Origin of the sequence: Floridaenema flaviceps BLCC-F50, assembly GCF_041929275.2 — a bacterium.
Classification (GTDB): Bacteria; Cyanobacteriota; Cyanobacteriia; order Cyanobacteriales; family Aerosakkonemataceae; genus Floridanema; species Floridanema flaviceps.
In genome coordinates, this window is record NZ_JBHFNR020000001.1 from 747032 (window position 1) to 770051 (window position 23020).

Sequence of the window (23020 nt, forward strand, 5' to 3'; positions counted from 1 at the left end):
TTTCAAATCGTTATTGTTACCTCAGATTTAATTATGGATAGAAAAGCGATCGCATCCTCTCCCCAAACTTCCAACCTCTACGAAACTGACTTCTATGCTTGGACGCAGGAACAAGCGAAACTCCTGCAACAAGGAGTATGGGAAAGTTTAGATATTGTCAATTTAGTTGAGGAAATTGAATCTTTGGGAAAGCAAGTACGTCAGGAATTAAGAAATCGCTTGGGAGTGCTACTCGGTCATTTGTTGAAATGGGAATTTCAACCTAATAAAAGGTCGAAAAGCTGGTTTTTTACCTTGCGAGAACAACGGCGTAGAATACGACAATTGTTGGCTGAAAATCCCAGCTTGAAACCTTATCTTCCTGAAGCATTGCAAATAGCTTATGAAGATGGAATTGATTTGGCTGCACGCGAAACATCCCTTACAGACAAAGATTTTCCTGCTGAATGTTCTTACAGTATTGAGCAAGTTTTGGATGGTAGTTTTTTCCCAGGAGAACCAATTACATCAGGTGAAAATTGGGTTGTGGAAAATTGAGAAGTAATCAATTGATAAAAATTTAACGCCATGTCCGAAGTACAATCAAATTTAACAGAAACTTTTCAAAGCTTTGCTGATTGGTGTAGGCACAAAGATCACCTTTCTCCAGCAGCGAAACATACAGTTGAGGTATTGCTCAGAGAAGCTGGTACAACTGATTGCCATGAAGCAGAATTAATTCTGATGAGTCGAACTAAACTGAATCTCCACTGCAATCAAATTACAGATTTAAATCCACTTTCAACTCTCACCAATCTGACAGAACTGTATCTTCACAACAATCAAATTACAGATATAAATCCACTTTCCACACTCACCAATCTTAGCAAACTGAATATTCGCCTTAATCAAATCGTAGACTACCTTCCACTTTCGGTGCTCACCAATCTGACAGAACTTTATCTTGAAGCTAATGAAATCAAAGATCTCAAATTACTTTCTACACTCACCAATCTGACCAAACTGTATCTCGAAGTCAGTCAAATCAAAGATTTGAGTCCACTTTCAACTCTTTCCAATCTGACAGAATTGTATCTCCACAATAATCAAATCACAGATTTGAGTCCACTTTCAACTCTCACCAATTTGACAGAATTGTATCTCCACAACAATCAAATCAAAGATTTGAGTCCACTTTCAACTCTTTCCAATCTGACCTACCTTTATCTCGAAGGCAGTCAAATCACAGACTTGAGTCCTTTACAATCACTTAACTCTTTAGAATACTGCGAAATTTACAATGTAACTTTGCCGAAAAAATATTTTCTGCCTCTGCAAAAATGGCAATCTAAATGGATTTTAGAAGAGAAGAATATAGGAATTCGCCGCGTTTTAATTCAACAAATTGGGTACGATCGCATTTGCCAAGAACTACAAGCTACAGAATTAGATACTTGGCGCGAATACACCTTATTAAAAATCGATATTTTCGATGATTTCGATATCGAAGATGACCGCACAATAGAGGCAACTTATTTATTAAAAATGACTTGTCCTACTACCGGATACATTCATGCTTTGCGCGTTCCGCCAAATCTGAAATCTGCTAGAGAAGCTATTCGTTGGGTAAATTGGGGAATTGACCCAGAAGAATTTGCTATGGAAACATAAACTATAATTAAGAGCATTGCGATCGCCAATCCGAAAATTAATTTGATATCATCTAAAATACTAGAATTTTCCTGCACATTATGCCACCCACAAAACCTTATCAACCGCTAATTTTCCGACTACTGCACGGTATTACCGCTTTACTGGTAATTGGTGCTGCTATCACCGGATTTTTAGTATATGATAGCTGGGATGGTCGCTTCGGTCGCCTTGCAGTTACTTTAAAAAATCGCGAATTTATTGATATTCACGGCACTTTTGGGTTTTTCTTTCTGCCAATCATGATACTTTTTACAATTTACAGTATTCGGGTTGGTTATCGGCGTTTAATTCAAGCAGATTCCTTTAGTAACCTCAAAGAAGTTGGAAAACCTATTTGGTGGTATAATCTGCAACGTTTCGCCAATACTTTAATGTTAATCTCTGCTTTATTTGCCTTACTATCTGGTAAATTTCAAGACGAAAATTGGCTACCGCAAGGGCAACTAAATCATCCTTGGTATTATGCACATTTGATTGCTTGGTGTGGCGTTGTAGTTGCCTTGGCACTGCATTTATTAATGAGTGTAAAAGTGGGGGGAATTCCGCTCTTACTTTCTATGTTTGATGCTAAGATTCGCCCTGATGATAGCCCGAAATTATGGTCGGAAAAAGTGAAAAATTGGCTGCGGAATCCACATTGGTAAATTGATTTATTTAAGGTTGTGATTAGATTAGCTAAAATAGAACTAATTTGTTGGAGAGAATGAAATGCCTTCTCCCTTTCCCGGAATGAATCCTTATTTAGAAGACCCGGAATTGTGGTCTGAGGTTCATCATCGGTTAATTACAGCTATTGCCGATGCACTAGCACCTTCGTTGCTCCCTAAATATTATGTTGCCATCGAGAAGCGTACTTACTTAAGTGACATTGAAGATAGCGTTTTGGTAGGAATTCCAGATGTAGCAATATTTTCTAGACGTTCAAATAATAGTGAAACGCGATCGACTCTTACACTCACTTCTCAAACAGAAGCAATTACAGTTACAATACCGCAACCCGAAGAAATTAGAGAGAGTTATTTAGCAATTAAAGAAACAGGAACAGGTGTAGTTGTTACTGTTGTAGAAATCCTTTCTCCGAAAAACAAACGCTCAAAAGAAGGAAGAGAAGCTTATGAACGGAAGCGCCAGCAAGTTTTAGCAAGCTTAACTAATTTAGTAGAAATTGACTTGCTCAGAAATGGAAAACCAATGCGAATAATCGAAAAGATTCAGTCAGATTATCGCATTTTAATTAGTCGTAGCGATCGCCGTCCTAGCGCCAGTTTGTATGCTTTTAATTTACCAGATCAAATACCCTCATTTCCTTTACCATTGCAGTCAAGGGAAACTGAACCATTAATCGAGTTGCAAAGCTTATTAAACGGTGTGTACGATCGCGCAGGTTTTGGTTTAAGAGTAGACTACAATCAGGAGCCTGTAGCAAAATTAAAACCAGAAGATGCTATTTGGGTCGATGAATTATTGCGAAGTCAAGGATTACGAAATCAAGTTGATTAGACTTTGTATACAACGTCTCTACATTCTTTTGTGGAAATGTCTACCGATCCTCAATGAGCAGCGTTAGCAGCAGAATTTCTTGCTCCACCTTTACCCAAAAAGAACAACAATGGTAAAGAACAAAGAAAAGCTAACCCAACTATGCGAAAAATATCTGCAAAAGATAGAATAGCTGCTTGAAGATTCACAATTTGACTAATTGCTGCTAATGCTTGTTGATGTGCTGTGTAAGCATCCATTCCCCGGCTTTGAAATGCCTGTGTAAATAACTCAATACGCTGATTAGTTGCTAAATCATAGCTGGTAATATGAGCTAAAAGCACGGCTCGATGGAAATGTTCGCGTTGGTCAAGTAAAGTAGTTAAAATCGCAATTCCAATACTGCCACCTAATTGGCGAGTAAGATTATAAAATCCAGAGCCAGCTGAAATATCCTGTTTAGGAAGTGGCCCTAAAGTTGCTAAACTTAAGGGCAAAAACATCAGCACTGTAAATGCACCCCGCCAAATTAAAGGCCAAAATAGATCGTGAGCACCTGTATTCGGGTTTATATTAGCTAAATTAAACATTGTAAAACCTAATCCCACTGCACCTATACCAATCAAAATTCGGGCATCAACTTTTGAGGATATTTTGCCTAATAAAATCATAGTAATTGCTGAAGCCAAAGCACCGGGAGCTAACAATAAACCTGTTTGCCATGCGGTATAGTGGGCTATGCTTTGGGCAAAAATTGGGATGGCAAAAAGTGCGCCGTAAAGTCCCATGCCAAGAATACCTGAGTAAATACTTCCGGCTGCTAAGGAACGATGACGGAGTACGCGCAAATCTACAGCTGGATGTTTGGTAGTCATTTCTCGCCAGATAAATAATACGCTTGCGATCGCACTAACGACACTCAAAATACTAATAAAACTTGAATCAAACCACCCTTCTTTTTCTCCTTCTTCCAAGACTGTTTGTAAGCTACCTATGGAAATAGTTAATAAGAGAATTCCCCACCAATCAACAACACTATTACGCTTGTTTTCTTGCTTATTATCTTTTGGTAAAAATACCACAGACATAATCACAGCAATAATACCAACTGGCAGGTTGATAAAGAAAATCCATCGCCAACCTAAAGTATCAGTTAAATAGCCTCCTAAAGTGGGACCGATCGCAGGCCCAGCAATCACTCCCACACCAAAAACAGCCTGAGCTAAACCTTGTTCTTGAGGTGGAAAAGTTTGAAATAAAATTGCTTGCGCTTTAGCTAATAATCCACCTCCAAATAAGCCTTGTAAAATCCGAGAAATAATTAACATCGGCAAGTTAAAAGCAAAACCACATAGCACCGAAGCGAGGGTAAAACCGATCATTGAAAAAGTAAAATAAGTTTTCCGCCCAAAGTAATCTCCTAGCCAAGCACTTAAGGGAATTAGAACCACGTTGGCAATGCCGTAAGCGGTAACAACCCAAGCAATTTCGCTAACTGTTGCTCCTAAAGTTGCTTGCATATCAGTCAAAGCAACGTTAACAATACTGGTGTCGATTACTTCTAGTAATGCGCCTAAAGCTGCTGTGGCTGCGATCGCCCATTTAAGCGGCCCAGTAATATAACCCGATTGATTAACTTTGGCACTATTAATGTTAGTATTTGTCACTGATTTTGGTTTAGCTTTACTAGAAATGTGATGATTTACAGGCATTAATTTAGCAATTTTAAATCAATTGTAAAAACCTCTTATTCTCTTGGTTCTTCGTGTTCTAAAACGCTATCGCGTTTCGCTTCGCTATCGTGTCTTCGTGGTTTAAAGAAATCTTTTTCACTAATTGCATATAATAATGTTAGAACAGCTTTTTTATTGAACCACGAAGACACGAAGGACACGAAGAGAAGAGGAAGAAAGACAAACGAGGATTAAGTACATAGAAATAGTAAATTAATCACAAATGGAAGAACTGATCTTTGTAAGCAGTTTATTTTTTCTCCTTAGTTTCAGTATTTACTGTGACACGAACGCTTAACCCTGCTCTGAGTTTATGTTCGGGATCGGAGTTAGGGAGAAAAGTTAAACGCACTGGTACCCACTGCACAACTTTATTAAAGTTACCAGTGGCATTATCAGGAGGTAGTAAAGCAAATTGAGATCCAGTTGCAGGACTAATTCCTGCTATTTTGGCTGGGAAAATTTGACCTGGATAAGCATCTGCTTCTACTTCGGCTATTTCTCCAACTCGCAAATTTTTTAAAGCTGTTTCTTTAAAATTAGCTTGCACATAAATTTGGTCGGCTTGTAATGGTACAACAGCTAACAAAGGTTGTGCTGGCTCAACTTTTTGACCAACTTCAGCAGTTAATTGACCGATAGAACCACTTACTGGTGCATAAATTGTAGTGTAAGCAAGTTGCTGGCGTGCTAGGGCTAAATTGGCTTCTGCTTGCTTAACTTGAGCGTTAGCAACTTGGGTTTGATCTTGTTGTACAACTACTTTTTGAGTCGCTGCTTTTGTTCCGGCTATTTGTGCTTTCGCAGCTTCAGCTTCAGCTTGAGATTTTTGTACTTGAGCTTCTGCATTATTTATCGCTGCTTGTGCTGACTGAATTTGTGCTTGACTACTATTAACAGCAGCTTGTGTTTGCTGGAGTTGCGATCGCGCATCGTTAACTTCCGCTTCCGCCTCTTTCACTCCTTCATTTGCCATATCTAAATTTGCTTGAGCAGTTTGAAAAGCCGCTTGTGCAACATCGCGTTGTTGAGCAGAAATTGCTCCTTGTTGGTAAAGAGTTTGATAGCGTTGAAAATCTTTTTGATTTTTAGTTAATTCTGTCTGCGCTTGTGCAACTTTAGCACGAGCCGCTAACACTCCTGATTCCGCTTTTTGCACTTTAGCTTGATTAGCTGCTACTGTTGCTAAAGCTTGTTGTAATTGCGATCGCGCTGCTTCCATTGTCGATCGCGCTTGCTCAACGCCTGTTTGTGCAGCAACTATTGCGGCTTGTTGCGCCGCTAAGTTTGATTGCGCTTGTTGAATGTCGCTAGTATTAGTATTTTCTGTCAAAGGTACTGTGTGAGTAGCACTATTTAATTGTGCTTGCGCCGCTTGTAAGTTAGCTTCTGCTTGTTGAACTTTTAAATTTAAATCTCGATCTTCTAAAATAACTAATGCTTGTCCGGCTTGAACGCGATCGCCTTCTTGAACTAAAACCTGTTGTACTGTGGCAGAAACTTTCGGCGCAATTGGAGAAATATGTCCTTCAATTTGCGCGTTATCGGTAGTAACATGAGTGCTGTTGAATTGCCACCAATGCCAAGCAGTAATTCCTCCGCCAATAATTGCGATCGATCCAATTAACAAAAATAATGTTTTATTCTTCTTTTTAGTAGGAACAGGCGAAGTTGATTGTACAACTGTTGCTTCTTTAGCAGCAGATTGATCCTTTTTTTCCTCTGTCTCTACCTCTGGCAAAGAGACTTTTTCTTCAGTCAATACTTTTGAATGTGATTCGCCATTAGAGTCAGATTTGCCATTAGATTCAACTGTTGTGCTGTGCTTCATTTTCTAACCTACTTTTAATCGTACTAATACCTAAGACAAATAAATCAACGGAAGTTTCCACATAAGATTCGCTACTATAACCAAGCGGAATCGGACTAGCACTACGGCGCAGCATTCCTCCCAGCAACATTCCGGTGAATATATCAACTGCTGCTCTTAAATCAACCCCTTGGCGAACTATCCCGCGTCTTTGACCATTGCTCAGGTAAGTAATTAACTTTTCCCGTAACGGTTGCGTTGTTTCGTAAATGATGCGACGCGCCGCTTCTGGATGTCGTTGCGCTTCACCAATAAAGGTGCGAATCAACGCTTCATGCTCTTCCAACATAGCGTTATAGAGCAAAGCATAGTGCCTCAAATCTTCTCTAAGATCCTGAGTCCACTCCTCCTGATGAGCCAAAGCCTCAGCTTGCAAAGCTGTAAATTGCTGCACTACTGCGCTCAATAATTGCTCTTTACTCTGAAAATGGCGAAATAAAGTAACTTCATTGACTCCCGCTACACGAGCAATTTCCTTTGTTGTTGCTCCATTCACCCCCGCCTTGGCAAACACCTCCTTAGCAGCTTCTAACAAGCGATTCCGAGTTACTGCGGTTTTAGTATTATCCATTATCTTTGCTTAGTATGCAAGTACTTACTTGCATTATAACTCTCAGCAAAAGATTATCAATTTCTATCTATGGAATTCAGTAATTTTTCTTTTAGTTAGCGATCGCTTTAAGCAAACCGAACTCTAGTATAATGTTCCTAACTAATTGACTAGCAATTTTAGATTTTGATTTCAAGTCCTGTCCCCTGTGGGCAGGGAAAATCGAAAATCGAAAATCGAAAATCGGTTGACTAGGTAATAGAGCTTGTACCTGGAAATTGCGTTTGAGAAATTAAACAAATGGAAAGAACAAAAGTTTTTGGAATGGCACCAGAACAAGGCAGATGGTTGTACGTTCCATTAGGATTGATTGTCTTACTGTGTCTGGGTACAGTTTACTCATGGAGCATTTTCCGCAAGCCCTTAGAAAAAGCATTTAGTATTGGAGCTACGGAAAGTTTATTACCATTCACAGTATTGTTGGTAGTTTTTGCGATTTTGATGCCAATTACTGGCTTTTTTATCGATAAATATGGCTGTCGGTTAGTAACAGCAGTTGGCGGTATAATCACCGGATTAGGTTATATATTATCAAGTTTTGCCAGCGATATTTCTAGCCTAGTTTTCACTTATGGAGTCATCGCAGGTGCAGGAGTAGGAATTGCTTACGGAGTACCATTAGCCGTCACTGCTAGATGGTTTCCTGATAAAAAAGGATTAGCAGTTGGTTTAACAGTAGTTGGTTTTGGTTTATCGCCTTTAGTCACTGCACCAATAGCCAAAACTTTGATTGAAACCAATACAGTACCGCCAACTTTTTTGATTTTAGGTATTGCTTTTACCCTCATTATTCTGTTGATTTCTGCTACTCTAACTTTTCCGCCAACAGGATGGAAACCCGCAGGATGGGAACCTTCCCAATCAGTTAGAATAGCCATAAATGATGATGTACAAATGATGCAAACTTCATCATTTTATGGATTGTGGATTTGCTATACAATAGGGACATTTGTGGGGCTGTCAGCGATCGGTATTTCCAGCCCAGTTGCCCAAGAAATTATTAAACTGGATGCCGGAACTGCCGCCGCCACAGTTTCACTTTTTGCCGTATTTAATGGTTTAGGTCGTCCTTTATTCGGTTGGATAGCAGATAAATATAAACCGAGAAATGCTGCTGTGATTAACTACGTCCTAATCTTAATCGCTTCAATTTTAATGAGTAGCGCTGGACAAGGGAATGTCGCTAGTTATTTGGCAGCTTTTTGTTTATTCTGGCTATCTTTAGGCGGTTGGTTAGCTATTGCTCCCACAGCGACTTTAACGCTGTTTAACCCATTAAATTACGCCAAAAATTACGGTATTGTTTTCACGGCTTATGGGGTCGGTGCGTTTTTTGGTACGATCGTAGCTGGCAGAATTAGAGACATTTTCGGCAGCTACACTTACGCTTTCTATGTCACTGCTATTCTGGCAATTATTGGCATAGTTTGCGCTTGGTTTTTACTAAAGCGTTCTTGGACAGTTTCATCTTCATCAGAGATGGATATTTCTTAACAAGGAACAGGGTACAGGGTACAGGGAAAATTTTGACCAAAATTTACAGATTTAGCAGATTTATTGATTAATCTTAATCATCATGTAAATCAATAAATCCCGATCCAGATTTGAGTTAATCAATTTCCCCTAGTCCCCTAGTCCCCTAGTCCCCTAGTCCCCTAGTCCCCTAGTCCCCTAGTCCCCTAGTCCCCTTGTCCCATTGTTCCCTTGTCCCTTTGTTTCTGGGTAATTAGCAATTGGCACATTTTTAAATGCACCTGTTTCGGGAACAAAAATATCTATTGCATAGACTCCTTTGGGAATTTTTAACCACACATAAGTATCTATTGAACTATTTTGAGGAATATCTTTCAAAGCTACAGGTAGAGGAACATTTTCCAAAGAATTTACTGGTTTATAAGTTTGTTGAGAAACTGAATTACCAGCAGTTGTGTCACTCACTTTAATTACATTAGTATCCGCAACTTTTTCATCCAAGCGGCTAATTCGCATCTGTACACTTACTATATTAGGCTCACCTGATTGGGGATCGGGAACTCGTTGCACAGAAATTAATTCTACTCTAGCTTTACTACCATAAGCTAATTGAGCAAATTCACCAGGTTTAAGTTCATTATTATTATTATTATCTAATACTAGACTATGTTCTTGAAGAGTTGGTACTGCTTTATCTGCTAGTGAAATATTAGAAGATGGAGTAGTTTCTGAGGTTTTTGCTGCGGGATTTATGACAGTTGGAGGCGGCGGAAGGTTAGGCTTTGTGGTAGGATTTTTGCTGTCTTGATTGATTAGATTTGCCGCCGAAGGAATGGGAACGGGAGTAGTAGTTGTAGTTTGATTTGTGGGTGTTCTAGAGGTAGTAGTTGTAGTTGAGGTGGGAGTTTGTCCCAAGGCAATTGCTAGGGCATTGCTAATATCTTGATCGGTGGGATTTCTGGCTATAGAAACATCGGGTAAATTGGCTTTTTGCATAGCTGAAGGCAGCGGATAAGCAATATTTCCGGGAGTTGGGGCTGTTGGTAGCCCAGAAATTCCGCTAATGGGGGGGAGTGAGGAATTATTATTTAAACTAGTAGCTACTGGTTCAGCAATGCCAACTAAGGCATTTTTGAATTTGGTAACATTGTCGTTAATGATATCAAGTACGATCGCATTTTTCGGCACTCTCAACACCACGTAAGCATCTACGGATTTACCAACGGGGATATCCGATAATTTAATTATTCCCGACGATCGCTTGACTGGATCTATTGCTTGGTAAGTTTCTCCAGAAATCGAATTCTTTGCTGATATAGTACCAATATTAATTGTATCAGCAGCGCTGACTTCTGCGACTTGGCGATAAATTCGCATTTGCAGCTTCACTTCATCATTTTTGCCGAAATCTCGCTGTAAAGAAACTAATTGGATTTGTCCTTTACCATCTAAAATAGATTGCAAATAAGAATTTTCTTGTACTGTAGAATTGCTTTCTAAAGCTATATTAGGAGTAGTTACCTTGGGAATATTTACTGGGGGATTGGCGGAATTTAGTAAAGGTTTTAGGGCTTTTTGGTTCAAGGGTGATTCTTGATTAAATATATCCAAAAATCCAACAGCAGTTAACCCGAAAATACCAACAATAACGCTGACTCCCGTAAAAAAAGTTAAAAAACTATTGCCGCGCAACCGAAATTTTTTAGGAACTGGACGTTGGTAAAAATTTTGATTTGGTGTTTTCATAATTTAAGCTATAAAAACCTAAACTTTTTTGTGTTCTATGAAATTCAAAAGGCTAACAGCAGTTGGTAGAACAGTTGGTTGCTTAGTATTATTTTTAGGTTTTCCTTTGGGTTTAAAAGCTGTCTCTGCTGAAGCCCAATTAGTTGTTTCTCCACAGTCTATAGTATCAGGTAAGCAGAATTCTGTAACTAATATTTGCCCTGCTCAATTACCGGAAGCGATCGATGCGATCGTCGATCGTCCCGATTATCGTCGCCTTCATTGGGGCATCTTGATTCAAACTTTATCACCTTCGCGCACCCTTTACAGCCGGAACGCACAGCAATATTTTACTCCCGCTTCCAACGTCAAGTTATTCACCACCGCTGCTGCTTTGCTGCAATTAGGATCGAACTTTCGTATCCGCACTTCTGTTTATGGCAAAAATGGCCTTTTGCGTTTAGTCGGACGTGGCGATCCCAGTTTAACAGATGCACAATTGCGCGACTTGGCGCAACAGCTACGCCGTCAAGGAATTCGCCAAATTCAGCAGTTAATTGTCCAAGATGGTTATTTTCAAGCATTATCTCTGAACCCGACTTGGGAATGGGAAGATGTTCATGCAGATTATGGCGCACCTGTCAACAGTTTAATTTTAAATCAAAATGTAGTGGAATTACAGCTTTCTCCCCAAGAATTAGGTCAACCTGTAAAAATTACTTGGAATGACCCTTTTGCTGCTTGGCAATGGCAAATTGAAAATCAAACTTTAACGGCGGCGAGTGGGGTGAAAAGTGAGTTTGAAGTAAATGGAATTTTGGGAAAACCAAGCTTACAAATTCGCGGACAAATGGCGATCGACTCCCCACCCGAAGTTTTATCTATCCCTGTCAGAGATCCGGGTGAACAATTTTTACAACATTTTAAATTAGCCTTAACTCAAGAGGGAATTACTGTGGGGCAATCCCTGGTAATAAACAGTGCAGAAAAAACCAATGAACCGGAATTAGCTTTTGTGGAATCTCCGCCATTGTTACAGTTAATTGCTGACACTAATCAACCCAGTAATAATCTTTATGCTGAGGCTTTGTTAAGAACTTTAGGAGTAAACAATTCAACAATCACAAATCAAGATACTGCTACTTTGGGATTAAATGTAATTCAAACAACTTTGGCAAATTTGGGAGTAGATAGCGCAAGTTTTATCCTAGTAGATGGTTCTGGTTTATCTCGACGTAACTTAGTGAGTCCTGCATCTTTAGTGCAAACTTTGCAGGTAATTTCCCAGTCACCCCAAGGGGAAATTTATCGAATTTCTTTACCTGTAGCTGGAGTTAGCGGCACTTTACAAAATCGATTTAAAGATACTCCGGGGTTGGGAATTATTCAGGCGAAAACGGGCACTTTAACAGGTGTAGCTACATTATCTGGATATGTTGATGCACCTAATTATGAAAGATTGGTTTTTAGCATTATGGTGAATCACTCAAATCAACCAGCAGGGATTATTCGGAGTTCAATTGATGAAATTGTGCTTTTACTAACACAGTTACGGCGGTGTGAATAAAATTAAGTAGGTGTAAATAAATAAAGTGATAATAGTTATATGAGGATGGGGCGGGCTAGGAGAGCCCACCCCACAAGAGTTACAGCTTTCTTGTGGGGTGGGCATCTTGCCCGCCATAGTTTTCACTTTATTTATATCTATCTACTTATTCAATAATGGAAATCAACAAAAATAACTTGCGTTCAGGAGTGGAGAATTGCACTGCTGTCTCTAAAGATTTAATGTATTTATTATATTCGTTAACACTTTCTTCATATTGCTGCAAAAATCGTTCCTCACCTGTTAGTAAGTAGGCGCGAATCATTGACTGTCGTTTATGTAATGTTAACTCCAAGCGATCGCTATCTTGCACAAGCGACCAACCTCGTTCAGTTGCTATTCCTTGTTGTTCTACTTTTTGCCCGTTAATAATAACTGCTGAAGTTGCAGCAAGTGTCAGCAATAAAGGAACTCCATATCCGAAAAGAATGCGTCCTCTAAGCTTGAGATTGCTAAAATTTAACATTGACAGTCACTCCAAAACAGGTGAGAACTCTAGTTCTATTAATCCCATTAGAGTTTGTCAGTTTACACACCAGGCGAAAATCTATAATAAAGTTTAGATTTCCCGACCCAATTTTTCTGGCACCAGCATTTTAGCTATTGTGAACAGTGCGATCGCTTTTCCTCATTCTCAGCTTTTGTTTCCTAATTCCTATTCACCAATAAACACCGGAATTTCTAACACAAATTCCGCTCCCTTTCCAGGTGCAGAATTACATCTCAATTGACCGCCATGTTTTTCGGCTACAATTTGGTAGCTAATTGATAAACCTAATCCAGTTCCTTTGCCTACAGGTTTAGTAGTAAAAAATGGGTCAAATAACCGTTTTCTCACTTCTTCCGTCATTCCTAGCCCATTGTCAGCAATACTCACTACTACTATGTGGAAATTATCATTATTTTCTAATAAATAATCGCCCTGTAAACTATTTTCGCCTTCCCACAACTGACGATCGGAGTGATTTTTAATTACGGAAGTGCGAATCGTAATTTTTCTCGGTTCTGGGACATTTTCCAAGGCATCGATCGCATTGCTGATAATGTTCATGAACACTTGATTAAGTTGTCCAGCATAGCACTCTATTGCAGGCACATTGCCGTATTCTTTGATTACTTGAATTTCTGGTTTACCTTGTCCACCTTTTAAGCGGCTTTGTAAAATTAGTAAGGTGTTATCAAGTCCCTCATGAATATTTACAGGTTTCTTTTCCGCTTCATCCAACCGAGAAAAGTTTCTTAAAGATAGGACAATTTGCCGAATTCGTTCTGTACCTACCTGCATGGAAGCTAATAATTTTGGTAAGTCTTCTTTAAGAAATTCTAAGTCAATATTTTCCGCTTCTTCGGTAATTTCTGGAACGGGAGTTGGATAATATTGCTGATATAAATGTAGCAGTCCTAAGAGGTCGGCAATATAACCATTGGCATGGTCTAAGTTGCCGTAAATAAAGTTAACCGGATTGTTGATTTCATGAGCGATACCTGCTACCATTTGCCCTAAGCTAGACATTTTTTCTGTATGTACTAACTGGGCTTCGGTTTGTTTGAGGTTTTGTAGAGCATGACTCAGTTGTTGGGCTTGACTTTGGGCAGCAAAAGCAGCGGCGCGAGTTTGGGCAAAAAGTTCGGCTTGATCGATCGCGATCGCCAACTGATCCACCACAGCTTTGAGCAGTTCAACTTCGCTATTACTCCAAGGTCGAGCACCACTACAATGGCTACATACTACTGCACCTAATTGACCAGAATGGGTTTGTAAAGGAATTAATAATTGTGAAGTAATACCAAAACTATTTAATAGCGATCGCGTCTGGTCATCTAAATTAGTTGCATTATTAATATTGTCAATCCAAATTGTTTCTAAATTCAAAATTTTTCTGGCTAAATTGGTGACTTTTTCGCTAGGAAAATCACCCAAAGAGCTAGGTAAATCCGGGTGACAAGCTTCATGAGTTACAGTTAAACTTGGGTTTTCTGGGTGAGGCCAACACCACAAGAAATGACAGCGATCGATTTGTAATAAACTGCGAATTTCATTCACCGCAATTCCCAAAATTGTATCCAAATCTAAGGAATTCCGAATTTGGCTAGCTAATCTAAACAGCAAAGTTTCCCGGCGAGAAAGTAATTCCGATCTTGCCCAAGTGCGATCGATCGCCACAGCAATAGCATTAGCCATCCACTCCAACATACTATGTGCTTCTTCGCTGAAACTTTGGCGACTAGAAAGCCCCATCACTCCCACTAAACGGTCTTCCACAATTAAAGGATAAGCAGCAAAAGCTTTCAGCAAAGCACAACTACAACTACCTATTTTTTGCAGCCATGATTTTACACCTAGCGAGTCTTGTGTTTGAATTTTATTATTTAAGTAAGGTTGGTGACTTTGCAGAATAAAATCAACAATTGAACTATCAGGATGTAGCCAATTACAAGCTGTTAATTCTTCCCTTTCTCCGGTAAAACATTGTTTTCCCGACTGAGGAAAAGCACAATTAGCAGCAAAAGCAACCGCTTGCAATTGCAAATTTTCTGCTCCGGGGTTGACTGTCCAAATGCAAGCACTAGCAGCATCCAGATGATTTACCATTATTTGCGTGCAGCGGTTGAGGATTTCAGTTAAATTACCACCCTGTCCTAAAGTAATACCAATTTCAGCACTAAAAACTGAGAGGCGCGATCGTTCCATTAACATCGCCTCTGCTTGTTTCCTCGCTGTCACATCCCGTAAATAAATTACTAACCCATCATCGTAAGGGCAAGCTCTCACCTCTAACCAAATACCTAGCGGCAAGTAAAACTCTTCAAAATGAGCCGTTACATTTTGAGCTAGTACCCTCTGGCATTCTGTAAATAAATTTGAATCTTCTACCTCAGAAAACTCCCGCCAAAAGTTTTTCCCCACTAACTCTTCTTGAGCGTGCGGAAACATCTGCTCGGCTCTTGAATTCAAATAGGTAATTTGCCATTGGCGATCCAAAGCAATAACAGCATCAGTAATGCTTTCAAATATTTTAGCTACATCCCAAGGTGCTTTTGATGGCATTGATTTAACCTTGATTAATTGATGACCTTGGAGGCAGAGTTGATTCCGTAACTCCAGTTTACTCACAACCTGACGACCTAAAGCTTGAAATGCTCGGTAAACTTGCCGAGAAATTTCTCGCGGTACATAATCCATTACAGATAAAGTACCCAAAATTACGCCTTGAGTTGACACCAAAGGAACAGCCGCATAAAATCTAATTTTGGGATTTAGCTGTACCGCTCGATGCAAGGCAAACCTTCGATCGGCTAAGGTATCTGGAATAACTAGTAAATCAGTTTGATGGCTGGTAAAAGCGCACAAATCTTCACATTGTTGGGCTTCCGTTGTACTCAAACCCAACTTTGATTTTAGTAACAGTTTTTTACCCTTAAGCAACCTAATCACAGCAATTGGAGTTTGGCAAATATAAGCTGCTAGACTAGTCAGGTCGTCGAAATCAGCCTCAGAATTATTATCAGTTTCATACTGGCTCAGGCTCAAATTATAGAGTTTCTGTGCTGTCCGAGTTCCTGACAATGCTTTCATCTTTTGTGCCCCCTTGAATGTATAATAATTAACCTATCTCTTCTTTAGTATGGGAAGCCCTATAAAAATTTTTTGATTTTTCAAAAGCTCGATCGTCCCTTGAGTGATTTTTTTATATTTCTTTTACACTAACGTTCCACAAAGGTTCGAGTAAAACTTTAGCTAAACTTCCAATTTTAACCTTTATCCTTTGCCTAAATTAACTAAGTATGTTTATTCTTTATCATGCCCATCAACAAGCCCACTATTATAGTTTGGTTCTTAAAATTATTTTAATAACACGCTGTATTAATTTAAATTAAATTTAATCTTTCTTTAGGTGTATTAACAAAAATTTATGCTTAAATTTTTTAATAGTTATTTCTATTGTAGTCATATTAAATAATCAAGTACAATTGTATATAAAATAATACTAAGGTTTGCTTGGGAAACAAGTTAAAGTTGTGGTATAACCATCAACTCGAAGACGGGAGATAGAAGGTATGTCTTCAAATTTAGGCCATATTTCAACAGTGCTGACGGTGGATGATAGCGTCGTCATGCAAGAGATGATTAAAAGAGCTTTAGGGCGAGATTATCGGGTAATAGTAGCTAGCAATGCAGTTGATGCTTTAGCGCTGATTTACCACGAAAAGATCTCCGTATTATTACTGGATGTCTCAATGCCTGGAATCGATGGTTTAGAATTTTGCCGAACAGTACGTAATTTACCGCAGTTCCGCGATTTACCAATAATTATGTTGACGGCAAGAGATAAACTTTTTGATAAAGTACAAGGACGTTTAGCGGGTGCTACGGAATATTTAACTAAACCTTTTGATGCTCAGCAATTACAGCAAGTTGTGGAAAAGTTTGTTAATGGAAATTTAGCAGCAGAAGTCCCCGGAGAAGCTTAATTCGGTTAGTTAGCCAAATTAAGCTGTCTTGAATTAGGATAAATAGGAAAAAAACTTTTTTGTGTATACTCCTCCTAAAATGGAAAATTTATTAGGTTAACTTTGGATTTTGGCAAGAGTAAGATTTTCCTGAGACTACTATTTTTGCTGAAGTAATTCCCGAATAGCCCGTAATCCTGAATCGTTAGGAAGTGAGCTAGAATGAACTTGTTTTAGCCAGTTAGCTGCTTCCCAAAGTTCCATTTTTCGGTACTTACATAGATAGGCAATACAAACTGTTGGGGAACGTTCAATTCCGGCTAAACAGTGGACAAAAATCGGGGAATTGTTTTGGATGTTTTGGTGAACGATATCTACAGCTTCAGCTAGCTGTTCTGCTGTCATTTCTGTAGTGTAATGTCGATCGGGTAAAACTACGCGGAAACATTGGAAATTTTGGGTAATTTCCTCTGGTAATACTCCTTCTTGTTCGCTACAAAGGGAAAGCACTGTTTTAATCTTAGCTTTGACTAGTTGTTCCCCATCACCAGCTTGAGGTAATCTACCAATTGCTAATTTCTGAGGAATTACCCAATCTACAGAAAACAGATTGGTTGTATTAGTACTAGTAGATTTTTTTTCAATTCCGAATAACTTTTTGACTTGGTTAATCATTGATTATCCTAAAAATCCCTTTCATAAATAAGTTAAAAATTTTTCAGGAACTAGCTTTAATTCTCCTGATTTGAACTTTTCAATTTCTACCCAAAGAGCAGTTTTTTGGCGTTTATTTTCATTGAAATTGATAGTTTCCAACTGATAAAACTTAGGATCGACAAAATCGCATTTATAGATAAATAAAATTTCGTGACCCTGCTTACCATTGAAAGTAAAAATACTTTCCAGACAACCCAAATATTTGATATTGTTTAATTCTGCCTGGATTTCTTCGTCAAATTCGCGCTTTAAGGCTGCTTCGCTAGTTTCGCCAAATTCGACACCGCCACCCATAGCGCGGTAGAAGTGTTTTTCTGTGTTAGGGTCAAAGCCTTGGGAGAGAAAAACTCGATCGCGCTCATCAAGAATTATCCCCAAAGCTAAAACCCGAATTTTACCCTCTCTGAGCATAAATTTAGTTAGTTATCGTAAACGCTAGCTTCCCGTTGTCTAGTTACAGGCCAATCTTTATTTTCGCCTCCAATAAATAAAGTTTCAATGGTGACATACTCCTTACTCAATTGTTGCAGAGCATTGACTAAAACATCAAGAGCGATCGCATCACTAGTACCCAAATCAAACCAGCAACGCGCCCAAGTTCCCTGATATTCCACCTCACTCATATTGTGCATCAGAGCCATGAAACTTTCATCAGCTGCCTCTTGGTCATAATCCATGTAACTGATGTCTATACCAGTATCTTGAACTTGCAGATTTTCCGCATTAAAACCTCCCAATTTTCCCAACAGAAACCAGGAATCAAAAATCTCTTCAATGTACTGTTTTTCCTTGGGACTAGGAACAGTAGGGAACTGTAACCAAATCCATAAATCGAAAGGATCGAACTCCCGAAATTCTATTTTCATGTTTTCAATCTCAACTAATCTAATTTAGGTAACTGACTCAAACTTGGCCCCCATTTTCCTGCCATTGCTCTGACCTGATTTCGCATCGCGCTACAATTGCGTTTGTTTTGTTCAGTGCGATCGATAGTATTTTGACTTTTGCATTGTTCGCGGACAATTTGCGCCACCATTTCTTTTGGTAATTGTTCCGAGTTAGCCAAAGCTAACTGAAAATATTTTTGCGCTTCTTGGTCTTGCTTGGCATCGACTAAAATCTGTGCCTTTAAATAGTTTAACTCTGGATTGTTCGGTGTTTCCTGCAAAGCGCGATCGACATATTCTTGTGCTTGCTGATATTGTTTCAAATCTCGACGACCCACAGCAATTCCGCGATCAGCTAAATAACTAGGAGCCGCTTTTTCCAAACGTTGAATTGCCAATTCAGGATTAGAAAAAGGTAAATTGACCGAAATTAGTAAATCTAACCAACCTTTGAGCAAATTAAACTCTGGATCTTCTGGTGCGATCTTTTCCGCCTCATCTAAATTGCGGTAAACCTCCTGTAATTTACCTAAAGCTTCAGTCGCGCCGCTGAGCGTTCCCTTCTCCGTAATTACCGCAGCCGCATCCAAGCCATGACTAACAGCTACGTAAAGATTACCACGTAAAGGATCGATCGCCTTTAATTTTTCCGCAGTTTCACGGGTTTTGGTAGCGTAAGATTTAAAAGAGTCCAACAAAGCTTGATTTTTCTTATCACTTTGCCAATCAGTGTAAACCATAGAAGCTTTCATCGCATAAATGAGCGGTTCATCAGGTTCTTGCGCTTCTGCTTCCGGCAAATAAATCTCTGTTGCTGATTTGTAATTTCCCTCGCGAAACACAGCGTTAAAAGCTTTTTCGGTTTTTTCCCCGATCGGTTTAGGGTTATTGGCGCGGAAAGGATCTCCCGCTAGAGCCAAATTTACCGATAAGCTGAGAGCCATCACCAGCGAACCGATGAGCGATCGACACTTACTCGATGATAACCCGCTCACAGCAAAAAATTTCTTAGGAATAGAAAACATCTCTCTCATCACCTCATTTCTTCTAAACCTTTATTCTGAATAATGCCAAAGCCAAGACGCTAAGTTAAATCATACTGTTCCTGCGAGTGAACAGAGGAGAAGAGGGGATAAGGGGACAAGGAGACAAGGAAACTCTTTAACTTAAAACTCAAAACTTAAAACTCAAAACTTTCTCCCCTGCCCCCCTGCTCCCCTGCCCCTCTGCCCCCAGTCCCCCTTATGCCACAATGATGACAGAATGGTTCATATTTTTTACTGAATGCTCTATCTTCGAGAACTTAGTTATCATCCCGCAGCTACCCCAGCACCGATTTTAAAAACCATTAACCTGGAGTTAGCACCGCAGCAAATGGGGTTAGTGATTGGACCGAGTGGTTCCGGCAAAAGTACCTTGTTAGAAGTATTGGCTGGGTTAAGTGAAAACACATCAGGGAAAGTGTTGTGGCGAGATCAGGAATTGACACCTGAACATTTGCAACAATTAGCTGGGTTAGTGTTTCAGTTTCCCGAACGTTATTTCTGTGGTAGTACTATTTTGGAAGAATTGCGCTTAGGACATCCAGAATTAGGTGCTCAGCGAGTTCAGGAAGCATTGACAGAAGTGGGATTAGCTCATTTATCATTAGGTACTTCCCCAGATTCTTTAAGTGGTGGACAACAGCGACGCTTGGCTTTAGCAGTGCAATTAATTCGTCAGCCGCATTTATTATTATTGGATGAACCGACTGCTGGGTTAGATTGGTCGATGCGTCGTCAATTGGTGAATTTGTTAGCAAAATTAAAGAAACATTTAAGTTTATTTGTTGTTACTCATGATGCGGGAGATTTGTTAGCAATAGCCGATCGCTGTTGGACATTAAATCACGGCGAATTAATAGCTGTAGACCCAGTTAAACTGAGAACTGGAGACTGCAAAAGCAGAAGTGCTGAGGAACAAGGGGGAACAATTACTGTTAAGTAAGCAATGAGTAATTCAATAGAAACGCCACAACTGCCGGAAATGTCCGAACTCTGGCAGAAAACCTTAAATTGGCAACCGAGTAATGGGGAATTAAGCCAATTTCAATTGCTTTATGAGTTAATTCTTCAAGGAAATCGTCAACTAAATTTAACTCGAATTACTGAACCGACTGATTTTTGGGAAAAACATCTTTGGGATTCTTTGCGAGGAATTTCCCGATTTTTGGGGAAGACAGAATTGGATTGTAGGACAGGCATCTTGCCTGTCATCCCCAATCCCCAAGTAATTGATATCGGAACTGGTGCAGGTTTTCCAGGTGTACCCATTGCCATTACTCAACCAAATTGGCAGGTAACTTTGCTCGATTCGACTCGCAAGAAATTGACTTTTTTAGAGAGTTTGATTTCCGAATTGGGGCTTAAGAATGCTAAAACTTTAACAGGTCGGGCGGAAGAATTGGGCAAGCAATCTCAATATAGAGAAGTTTACGATATTGCTGTAATTCGCGCTGTTGGCTCGGCTTTAGTTTGTGCGGCTTATGCTTTGCCTTTTCTCAAAGTTGGGGGGTTGGCAATTCTGTATCGTGGTAATTGGACGGAGGAAGAAGCGGTAGATTTGCGATCGACTTTATTGAGTTTGGGAGGTGCGATCGAATTAATCGATCCTTTTACCACCCCAATTAGTAACAGCATTCGTCATTGTTTGCATCTGCGAAAAGTCGCAGTTATTGAATCAGGTAAAAAACCCAAATTTAAAAAGTAAAAACGGTGCGTTACACTGGTGTTAACGCACCCTACATTATTTAAGTTGCGGCGGCAAAACGTTTGTTAATTTCATCCCAGTTGAGGGTATTCCACCAAGCATCTAAATAGTCGGCGCGACGGTTTTGGTATTTCAAATAATAGGCGTGTTCCCAAACATCGTTGCCCATAATGGGAAATTTTCCTTCCATTAATGGACTGTCTTGATTAGCACTACTCATTACTCCTAGTTTACCATCGGGGTTACGAACTAACCAAACCCAACCACTACCAAAACGTTTGCTACCAGACTCATTAAATAGTCGTTTGAATTCGGCAAAATTACCAAATGCTTTATTAATAGCAGTAGCAATTTCACCTGTGGGTTGTCCGCCGCCATTTGGTTTCATGATTCGCCAAAACATACTATGGTTATAATGTCCACCGCCATTGTTGCGAACGGTGGTGCGAATATCTTGTGGTACATTGTTTATATTTCGCAGTAATTGTTCAACAGTTTGACCTTTTAAGTTGGGATATTTGGCGATCGCATCATTCAAATTCTTCACATAAGCTGCATGATGTTTATCATGGTGAAATTGCATCGTTCGCGCATCAATATGCGGTTCTAAAGCATCATAGCTGTATGGTAAAGGTGGCAGTGTAAAAACCCCTGTGTTTTGTGCTACATTCGTCTCACTTTCTGCGGTGGTAATATTATCTCCAGATGCTAGACAAGCACCCAAAGTCACAGCACCAATACTGCTTCCAGCTAAAATTAAAAAGTTGCGACGGTTGAGAATCATAAGCAATACCAACTGTTTCACTTTCTCAGTTTAATCGCATTTTAAAAATATTTATTCTTGAGAAAGGCGTTTAACTTCTCCTCCACCTAACAACTGATGTGCTTCTGCTAACAAAGCCGGAATTTTATCTGCATGAGGGCTATTAATTAAACATTGGCGCAAGTCGAATTGTTTAACTTTATTGGCTTTTTGCCCTGGGAACCAATGACTCGCATTTCCTAACAAGTTGTAGCGCATTTTGGCATAATCATACATATCGTAAGCTAACGCCAAATTTCGCAGCCATAAAATTACGGGAATGTTAATATTACCAGGTGTTTCTTCTTGAGACGGTAAACCAATGTGCCAAGTTTTTACCCATGTTTCGCCTAAAACTTTAATTGCTTCTGCTTCCAATCTGGCAATTATTGGCGGTAAAACTTCATCAGCTTGATCTAGCAAAGGTAAAGTTTTTAAGTGTTCATCAAAATCTGTTGGTTTAGCTGCACCTAAGCTTAAAGTATGGACTTGGGAATGGTTTAAACAAAACAAGTCATTAAATACCATTGGACTAAGAGGGTAGCACAAATCTACAAGTTTTTTGGGTGGGTTATAAAGTTGTCCGCCTTTATCGGAAGGGCTAATAATAAATACACCCATGTCATGTTTCCTCGCCGCTTCTATGGCTGACCAATTATTTTGATTGATATAGTACCAATGGAGGTTGACATAATCAAATTGGTTGGTTTCTATGGCTTGAGTAATAATATTTGTTGGGGCATGAGTGGAAAAACCAATAAATCTAACTCTGCCTTGTTTCTGGAGTTTTTGCGCTACTTCTAAGCAGCCACCCGGACGAATTGTGTAATCGAGTAATTCGGCGTTATTAATGCCATGTATTCCCAGTAAATCGACATATTCCAAGCGCAAATTACTGAGGGATTTTTCAAAGGCTTTGGCAAATTCTTGCGGAACGGCAGTGGGGCCAATTTTGGTTTGCACAATGATTTCGTGGCGGGGAAATTTGGGTAAAATTCTGCCTAATTGTAATTCGGAAGTGCCATAACCTCTGGCTGTTTCAATGTGATTAATTCCTAGTTCAATTGAACGACGAATGGTTGCTTCTAAATTCTTTTGATTATCCCCAGGAATGCACCAACCTGGGACATCCTTCCATTTATATTGATATCTCATTCCGCCACAGGAAAACACAGGGATAGAAAGATTAGTACGTCCAAAGCGCCGATACTGCATTATTGGTAAAC

The 23020-nt window shown here is 39.5% G+C and carries 21 protein-coding genes; 9 read left to right on the forward strand and 12 right to left on the reverse strand.

Translation table 11 applies throughout. From position 1 onward, the window contains the following. Window positions 1–33: 33 nt before the first annotated feature. The 4 genes from ACE1CI_RS03520 (at window position 34) to ACE1CI_RS03535 (ending at window position 3192) form a co-directional block, all read left to right on the forward strand. On the forward strand, window positions 34–537 hold the full coding sequence (locus ACE1CI_RS03520) for a DUF29 domain-containing protein (protein ID WP_413266988.1): 504 nt from the start codon (window positions 34–36) through the stop codon (window positions 535–537). Between the two features lie 30 nt (window positions 538–567). Next, window positions 568–1650, forward strand: a complete 1083-nt coding sequence (locus ACE1CI_RS03525) for a leucine-rich repeat domain-containing protein (protein WP_413266987.1) — start codon at window positions 568–570, stop codon at window positions 1648–1650. 80 nt (window positions 1651–1730) lie between these two features. Next, on the forward strand, window positions 1731–2336 hold the full coding sequence (locus ACE1CI_RS03530; protein ID WP_413266986.1) for a cytochrome b/b6 domain-containing protein: 606 nt from the start codon (window positions 1731–1733) through the stop codon (window positions 2334–2336). Between the two features lie 64 nt (window positions 2337–2400). Beyond that, a complete protein-coding gene (locus ACE1CI_RS03535; RefSeq protein ID WP_413266985.1) occupies window positions 2401–3192 on the forward strand; it encodes a DUF4058 family protein in 792 nt (263 codons plus the stop codon). A 50-nt stretch (window positions 3193–3242) separates the two neighbouring features. Here ACE1CI_RS03535 and ACE1CI_RS03540 read toward each other — a convergent pair whose 3' ends face one another. The 3 genes from ACE1CI_RS03540 to ACE1CI_RS03550 all read right to left on the reverse strand — a co-directional run bounded on the left by ACE1CI_RS03540 (window position 3243) and on the right by ACE1CI_RS03550 (window position 7345). Further along, entirely contained in the window at window positions 3243–4883 is a 1641-nt protein-coding gene (locus ACE1CI_RS03540; RefSeq protein WP_413266984.1) for a DHA2 family efflux MFS transporter permease subunit, read from the reverse strand. A 271-nt stretch (window positions 4884–5154) separates the two neighbouring features. After that, window positions 5155–6735 carry an HlyD family secretion protein gene (locus ACE1CI_RS03545; RefSeq protein ID WP_413266983.1) on the reverse strand — a complete coding sequence of 527 codons (1581 nt, stop codon included), beginning with the start codon at window positions 6733–6735 and terminating at the stop codon, window positions 5155–5157. Beyond that, the gene (locus ACE1CI_RS03550; protein ID WP_413266982.1) at window positions 6713–7345 is read right to left on the reverse strand and encodes a TetR/AcrR family transcriptional regulator; all 633 of its coding nucleotides are present in this window, start codon (window positions 7343–7345) and stop codon (window positions 6713–6715) included. Before ACE1CI_RS03550 ends, ACE1CI_RS03545 begins: the two co-directional genes overlap by 23 nt. A 279-nt stretch (window positions 7346–7624) precedes the next feature. Between ACE1CI_RS03550 and ACE1CI_RS03555 the strand changes: the two genes are divergently transcribed. Beyond that, window positions 7625–8878, forward strand: coding sequence for an L-lactate MFS transporter (locus ACE1CI_RS03555; RefSeq protein ID WP_413266981.1), 1254 nt, complete (start codon window positions 7625–7627; stop codon window positions 8876–8878). Window positions 8879–9055: 177 nt separating this feature from the next. Here the strand turns inward: ACE1CI_RS03555 and ACE1CI_RS03560 are convergent, their stop codons facing one another. Next, window positions 9056–10603: a hypothetical protein gene (locus ACE1CI_RS03560; protein ID WP_413266980.1), complete on the reverse strand. Its 1548-nt coding sequence runs from the start codon at window positions 10601–10603 to the stop codon at window positions 9056–9058. Between the two features lie 37 nt (window positions 10604–10640). On the opposite strand from ACE1CI_RS03560, the gene dacB reads away from it, so the two are divergent. Next, window positions 10641–12149, forward strand: a complete 1509-nt coding sequence (gene dacB, locus ACE1CI_RS03565; protein ID WP_413266979.1) for a D-alanyl-D-alanine carboxypeptidase/D-alanyl-D-alanine endopeptidase — start codon at window positions 10641–10643, stop codon at window positions 12147–12149. Window positions 12150–12294: 145 nt separating this feature from the next. Here dacB and ACE1CI_RS03570 read toward each other — a convergent pair whose 3' ends face one another. After that, window positions 12295–12654 (reverse strand): CHASE3 domain-containing protein, encoded by a 360-nt coding sequence (locus ACE1CI_RS03570; protein WP_413266978.1) that lies wholly within the window; start codon window positions 12652–12654, stop codon window positions 12295–12297. A 189-nt stretch (window positions 12655–12843) separates the two neighbouring features. Further along, window positions 12844–15765, reverse strand: a complete 2922-nt coding sequence (locus tag ACE1CI_RS03575; protein ID WP_413266977.1) for a GAF domain-containing protein — start codon at window positions 15763–15765, stop codon at window positions 12844–12846. A gap of 482 nt (window positions 15766–16247) precedes the next feature. On the opposite strand from ACE1CI_RS03575, the gene ACE1CI_RS03580 reads away from it, so the two are divergent. Then, a complete protein-coding gene (locus tag ACE1CI_RS03580) occupies window positions 16248–16661 on the forward strand; it encodes a response regulator (RefSeq protein ID WP_413266976.1) in 414 nt (137 codons plus the stop codon). 138 nt (window positions 16662–16799) lie between these two features. Here ACE1CI_RS03580 and ACE1CI_RS03585 read toward each other — a convergent pair whose 3' ends face one another. Genes ACE1CI_RS03585 through ACE1CI_RS03600 form a run of 4 tightly spaced genes read right to left on the reverse strand, consistent with a single transcriptional unit; the run spans window position 16800 to window position 19260 of the window. After that, entirely contained in the window at window positions 16800–17315 is a 516-nt protein-coding gene (locus ACE1CI_RS03585; RefSeq protein WP_413266975.1) for a protein-tyrosine phosphatase family protein, read from the reverse strand. A gap of 21 nt (window positions 17316–17336) precedes the next feature. Next, on the reverse strand, window positions 17337–17768 hold the full coding sequence (locus ACE1CI_RS03590) for an NUDIX hydrolase (RefSeq protein WP_413266974.1): 432 nt from the start codon (window positions 17766–17768) through the stop codon (window positions 17337–17339). A gap of 8 nt (window positions 17769–17776) precedes the next feature. Beyond that, window positions 17777–18223 carry a DUF3531 family protein gene (locus ACE1CI_RS03595; RefSeq protein ID WP_413266973.1) on the reverse strand — a complete coding sequence of 149 codons (447 nt, stop codon included), beginning with the start codon at window positions 18221–18223 and terminating at the stop codon, window positions 17777–17779. 14 nt (window positions 18224–18237) lie between these two features. Next, on the reverse strand, window positions 18238–19260 hold the full coding sequence (locus ACE1CI_RS03600; protein WP_459564137.1) for a Sll0314/Alr1548 family TPR repeat-containing protein: 1023 nt from the start codon (window positions 19258–19260) through the stop codon (window positions 18238–18240). 268 nt (window positions 19261–19528) lie between these two features. Between ACE1CI_RS03600 and ACE1CI_RS03605 the strand changes: the two genes are divergently transcribed. After that, complete coding sequence (locus ACE1CI_RS03605) at window positions 19529–20230, forward strand: ABC transporter ATP-binding protein (protein ID WP_413266971.1); 702 nt, start codon at window positions 19529–19531, stop codon at window positions 20228–20230. Between the two features lie 3 nt (window positions 20231–20233). Beyond that, window positions 20234–20992, forward strand: a complete 759-nt coding sequence (rsmG, locus tag ACE1CI_RS03610) for a 16S rRNA (guanine(527)-N(7))-methyltransferase RsmG (RefSeq protein WP_413266970.1) — start codon at window positions 20234–20236, stop codon at window positions 20990–20992. A 40-nt stretch (window positions 20993–21032) separates the two neighbouring features. Here rsmG and ACE1CI_RS03615 read toward each other — a convergent pair whose 3' ends face one another. After that, complete coding sequence (locus ACE1CI_RS03615; protein WP_413266969.1) at window positions 21033–21776, reverse strand: superoxide dismutase; 744 nt, start codon at window positions 21774–21776, stop codon at window positions 21033–21035. Between the two features lie 51 nt (window positions 21777–21827). Further along, window positions 21828–23009, reverse strand: coding sequence for an aldo/keto reductase (locus ACE1CI_RS03620; protein ID WP_496615595.1), 1182 nt, complete (start codon window positions 23007–23009; stop codon window positions 21828–21830). Window positions 23010–23020: the final 11 nt, after the last annotated feature.

Excerpts from the sequence above, each read along its gene's own strand:
- ACE1CI_RS03530 (WP_413266986.1), top strand. The coding sequence starts at position 1,731 with ATGCCACCCACAAAACCTTATCAACCGCTAATTTTCCGACTACTGCAC.
- ACE1CI_RS03550 (WP_413266982.1), bottom strand. The coding sequence starts at position 7,345 with ATGGATAATACTAAAACCGCAGTAACTCGGAATCGCTTGTTAGAAGCT.
- ACE1CI_RS03540 (WP_413266984.1), bottom strand. The coding sequence starts at position 4,883 with ATGCCTGTAAATCATCACATTTCTAGTAAAGCTAAACCAAAATCAGTG.
- ACE1CI_RS03545 (WP_413266983.1), bottom strand. The coding sequence starts at position 6,735 with ATGAAGCACAGCACAACAGTTGAATCTAATGGCAAATCTGACTCTAAT.
- ACE1CI_RS03590 (WP_413266974.1), bottom strand. The coding sequence starts at position 17,768 with ATGCTCAGAGAGGGTAAAATTCGGGTTTTAGCTTTGGGGATAATTCTT.
- ACE1CI_RS03570 (WP_413266978.1), bottom strand. The coding sequence starts at position 12,654 with ATGTTAAATTTTAGCAATCTCAAGCTTAGAGGACGCATTCTTTTCGGA.
- ACE1CI_RS03520 (WP_413266988.1), top strand. The coding sequence starts at position 34 with ATGGATAGAAAAGCGATCGCATCCTCTCCCCAAACTTCCAACCTCTAC.
- rsmG (WP_413266970.1), top strand. The coding sequence starts at position 20,234 with ATGAGTAATTCAATAGAAACGCCACAACTGCCGGAAATGTCCGAACTC.
- ACE1CI_RS03615 (WP_413266969.1), bottom strand. The coding sequence starts at position 21,776 with ATGATTCTCAACCGTCGCAACTTTTTAATTTTAGCTGGAAGCAGTATT.
- ACE1CI_RS03535 (WP_413266985.1), top strand. The coding sequence starts at position 2,401 with ATGCCTTCTCCCTTTCCCGGAATGAATCCTTATTTAGAAGACCCGGAA.
- ACE1CI_RS03560 (WP_413266980.1), bottom strand. The coding sequence starts at position 10,603 with ATGAAAACACCAAATCAAAATTTTTACCAACGTCCAGTTCCTAAAAAA.
- ACE1CI_RS03580 (WP_413266976.1), top strand. The coding sequence starts at position 16,248 with ATGTCTTCAAATTTAGGCCATATTTCAACAGTGCTGACGGTGGATGAT.
- ACE1CI_RS03555 (WP_413266981.1), top strand. The coding sequence starts at position 7,625 with ATGGAAAGAACAAAAGTTTTTGGAATGGCACCAGAACAAGGCAGATGG.
- ACE1CI_RS03585 (WP_413266975.1), bottom strand. The coding sequence starts at position 17,315 with ATGATTAACCAAGTCAAAAAGTTATTCGGAATTGAAAAAAAATCTACT.
- ACE1CI_RS03605 (WP_413266971.1), top strand. The coding sequence starts at position 19,529 with ATGCTCTATCTTCGAGAACTTAGTTATCATCCCGCAGCTACCCCAGCA.
- dacB (WP_413266979.1), top strand. The coding sequence starts at position 10,641 with ATGAAATTCAAAAGGCTAACAGCAGTTGGTAGAACAGTTGGTTGCTTA.
- ACE1CI_RS03620 (WP_496615595.1), bottom strand. The coding sequence starts at position 23,009 with ATGCAGTATCGGCGCTTTGGACGTACTAATCTTTCTATCCCTGTGTTT.
- ACE1CI_RS03595 (WP_413266973.1), bottom strand. The coding sequence starts at position 18,223 with ATGAAAATAGAATTTCGGGAGTTCGATCCTTTCGATTTATGGATTTGG.
- ACE1CI_RS03575 (WP_413266977.1), bottom strand. The coding sequence starts at position 15,765 with ATGAAAGCATTGTCAGGAACTCGGACAGCACAGAAACTCTATAATTTG.
- ACE1CI_RS03525 (WP_413266987.1), top strand. The coding sequence starts at position 568 with ATGTCCGAAGTACAATCAAATTTAACAGAAACTTTTCAAAGCTTTGCT.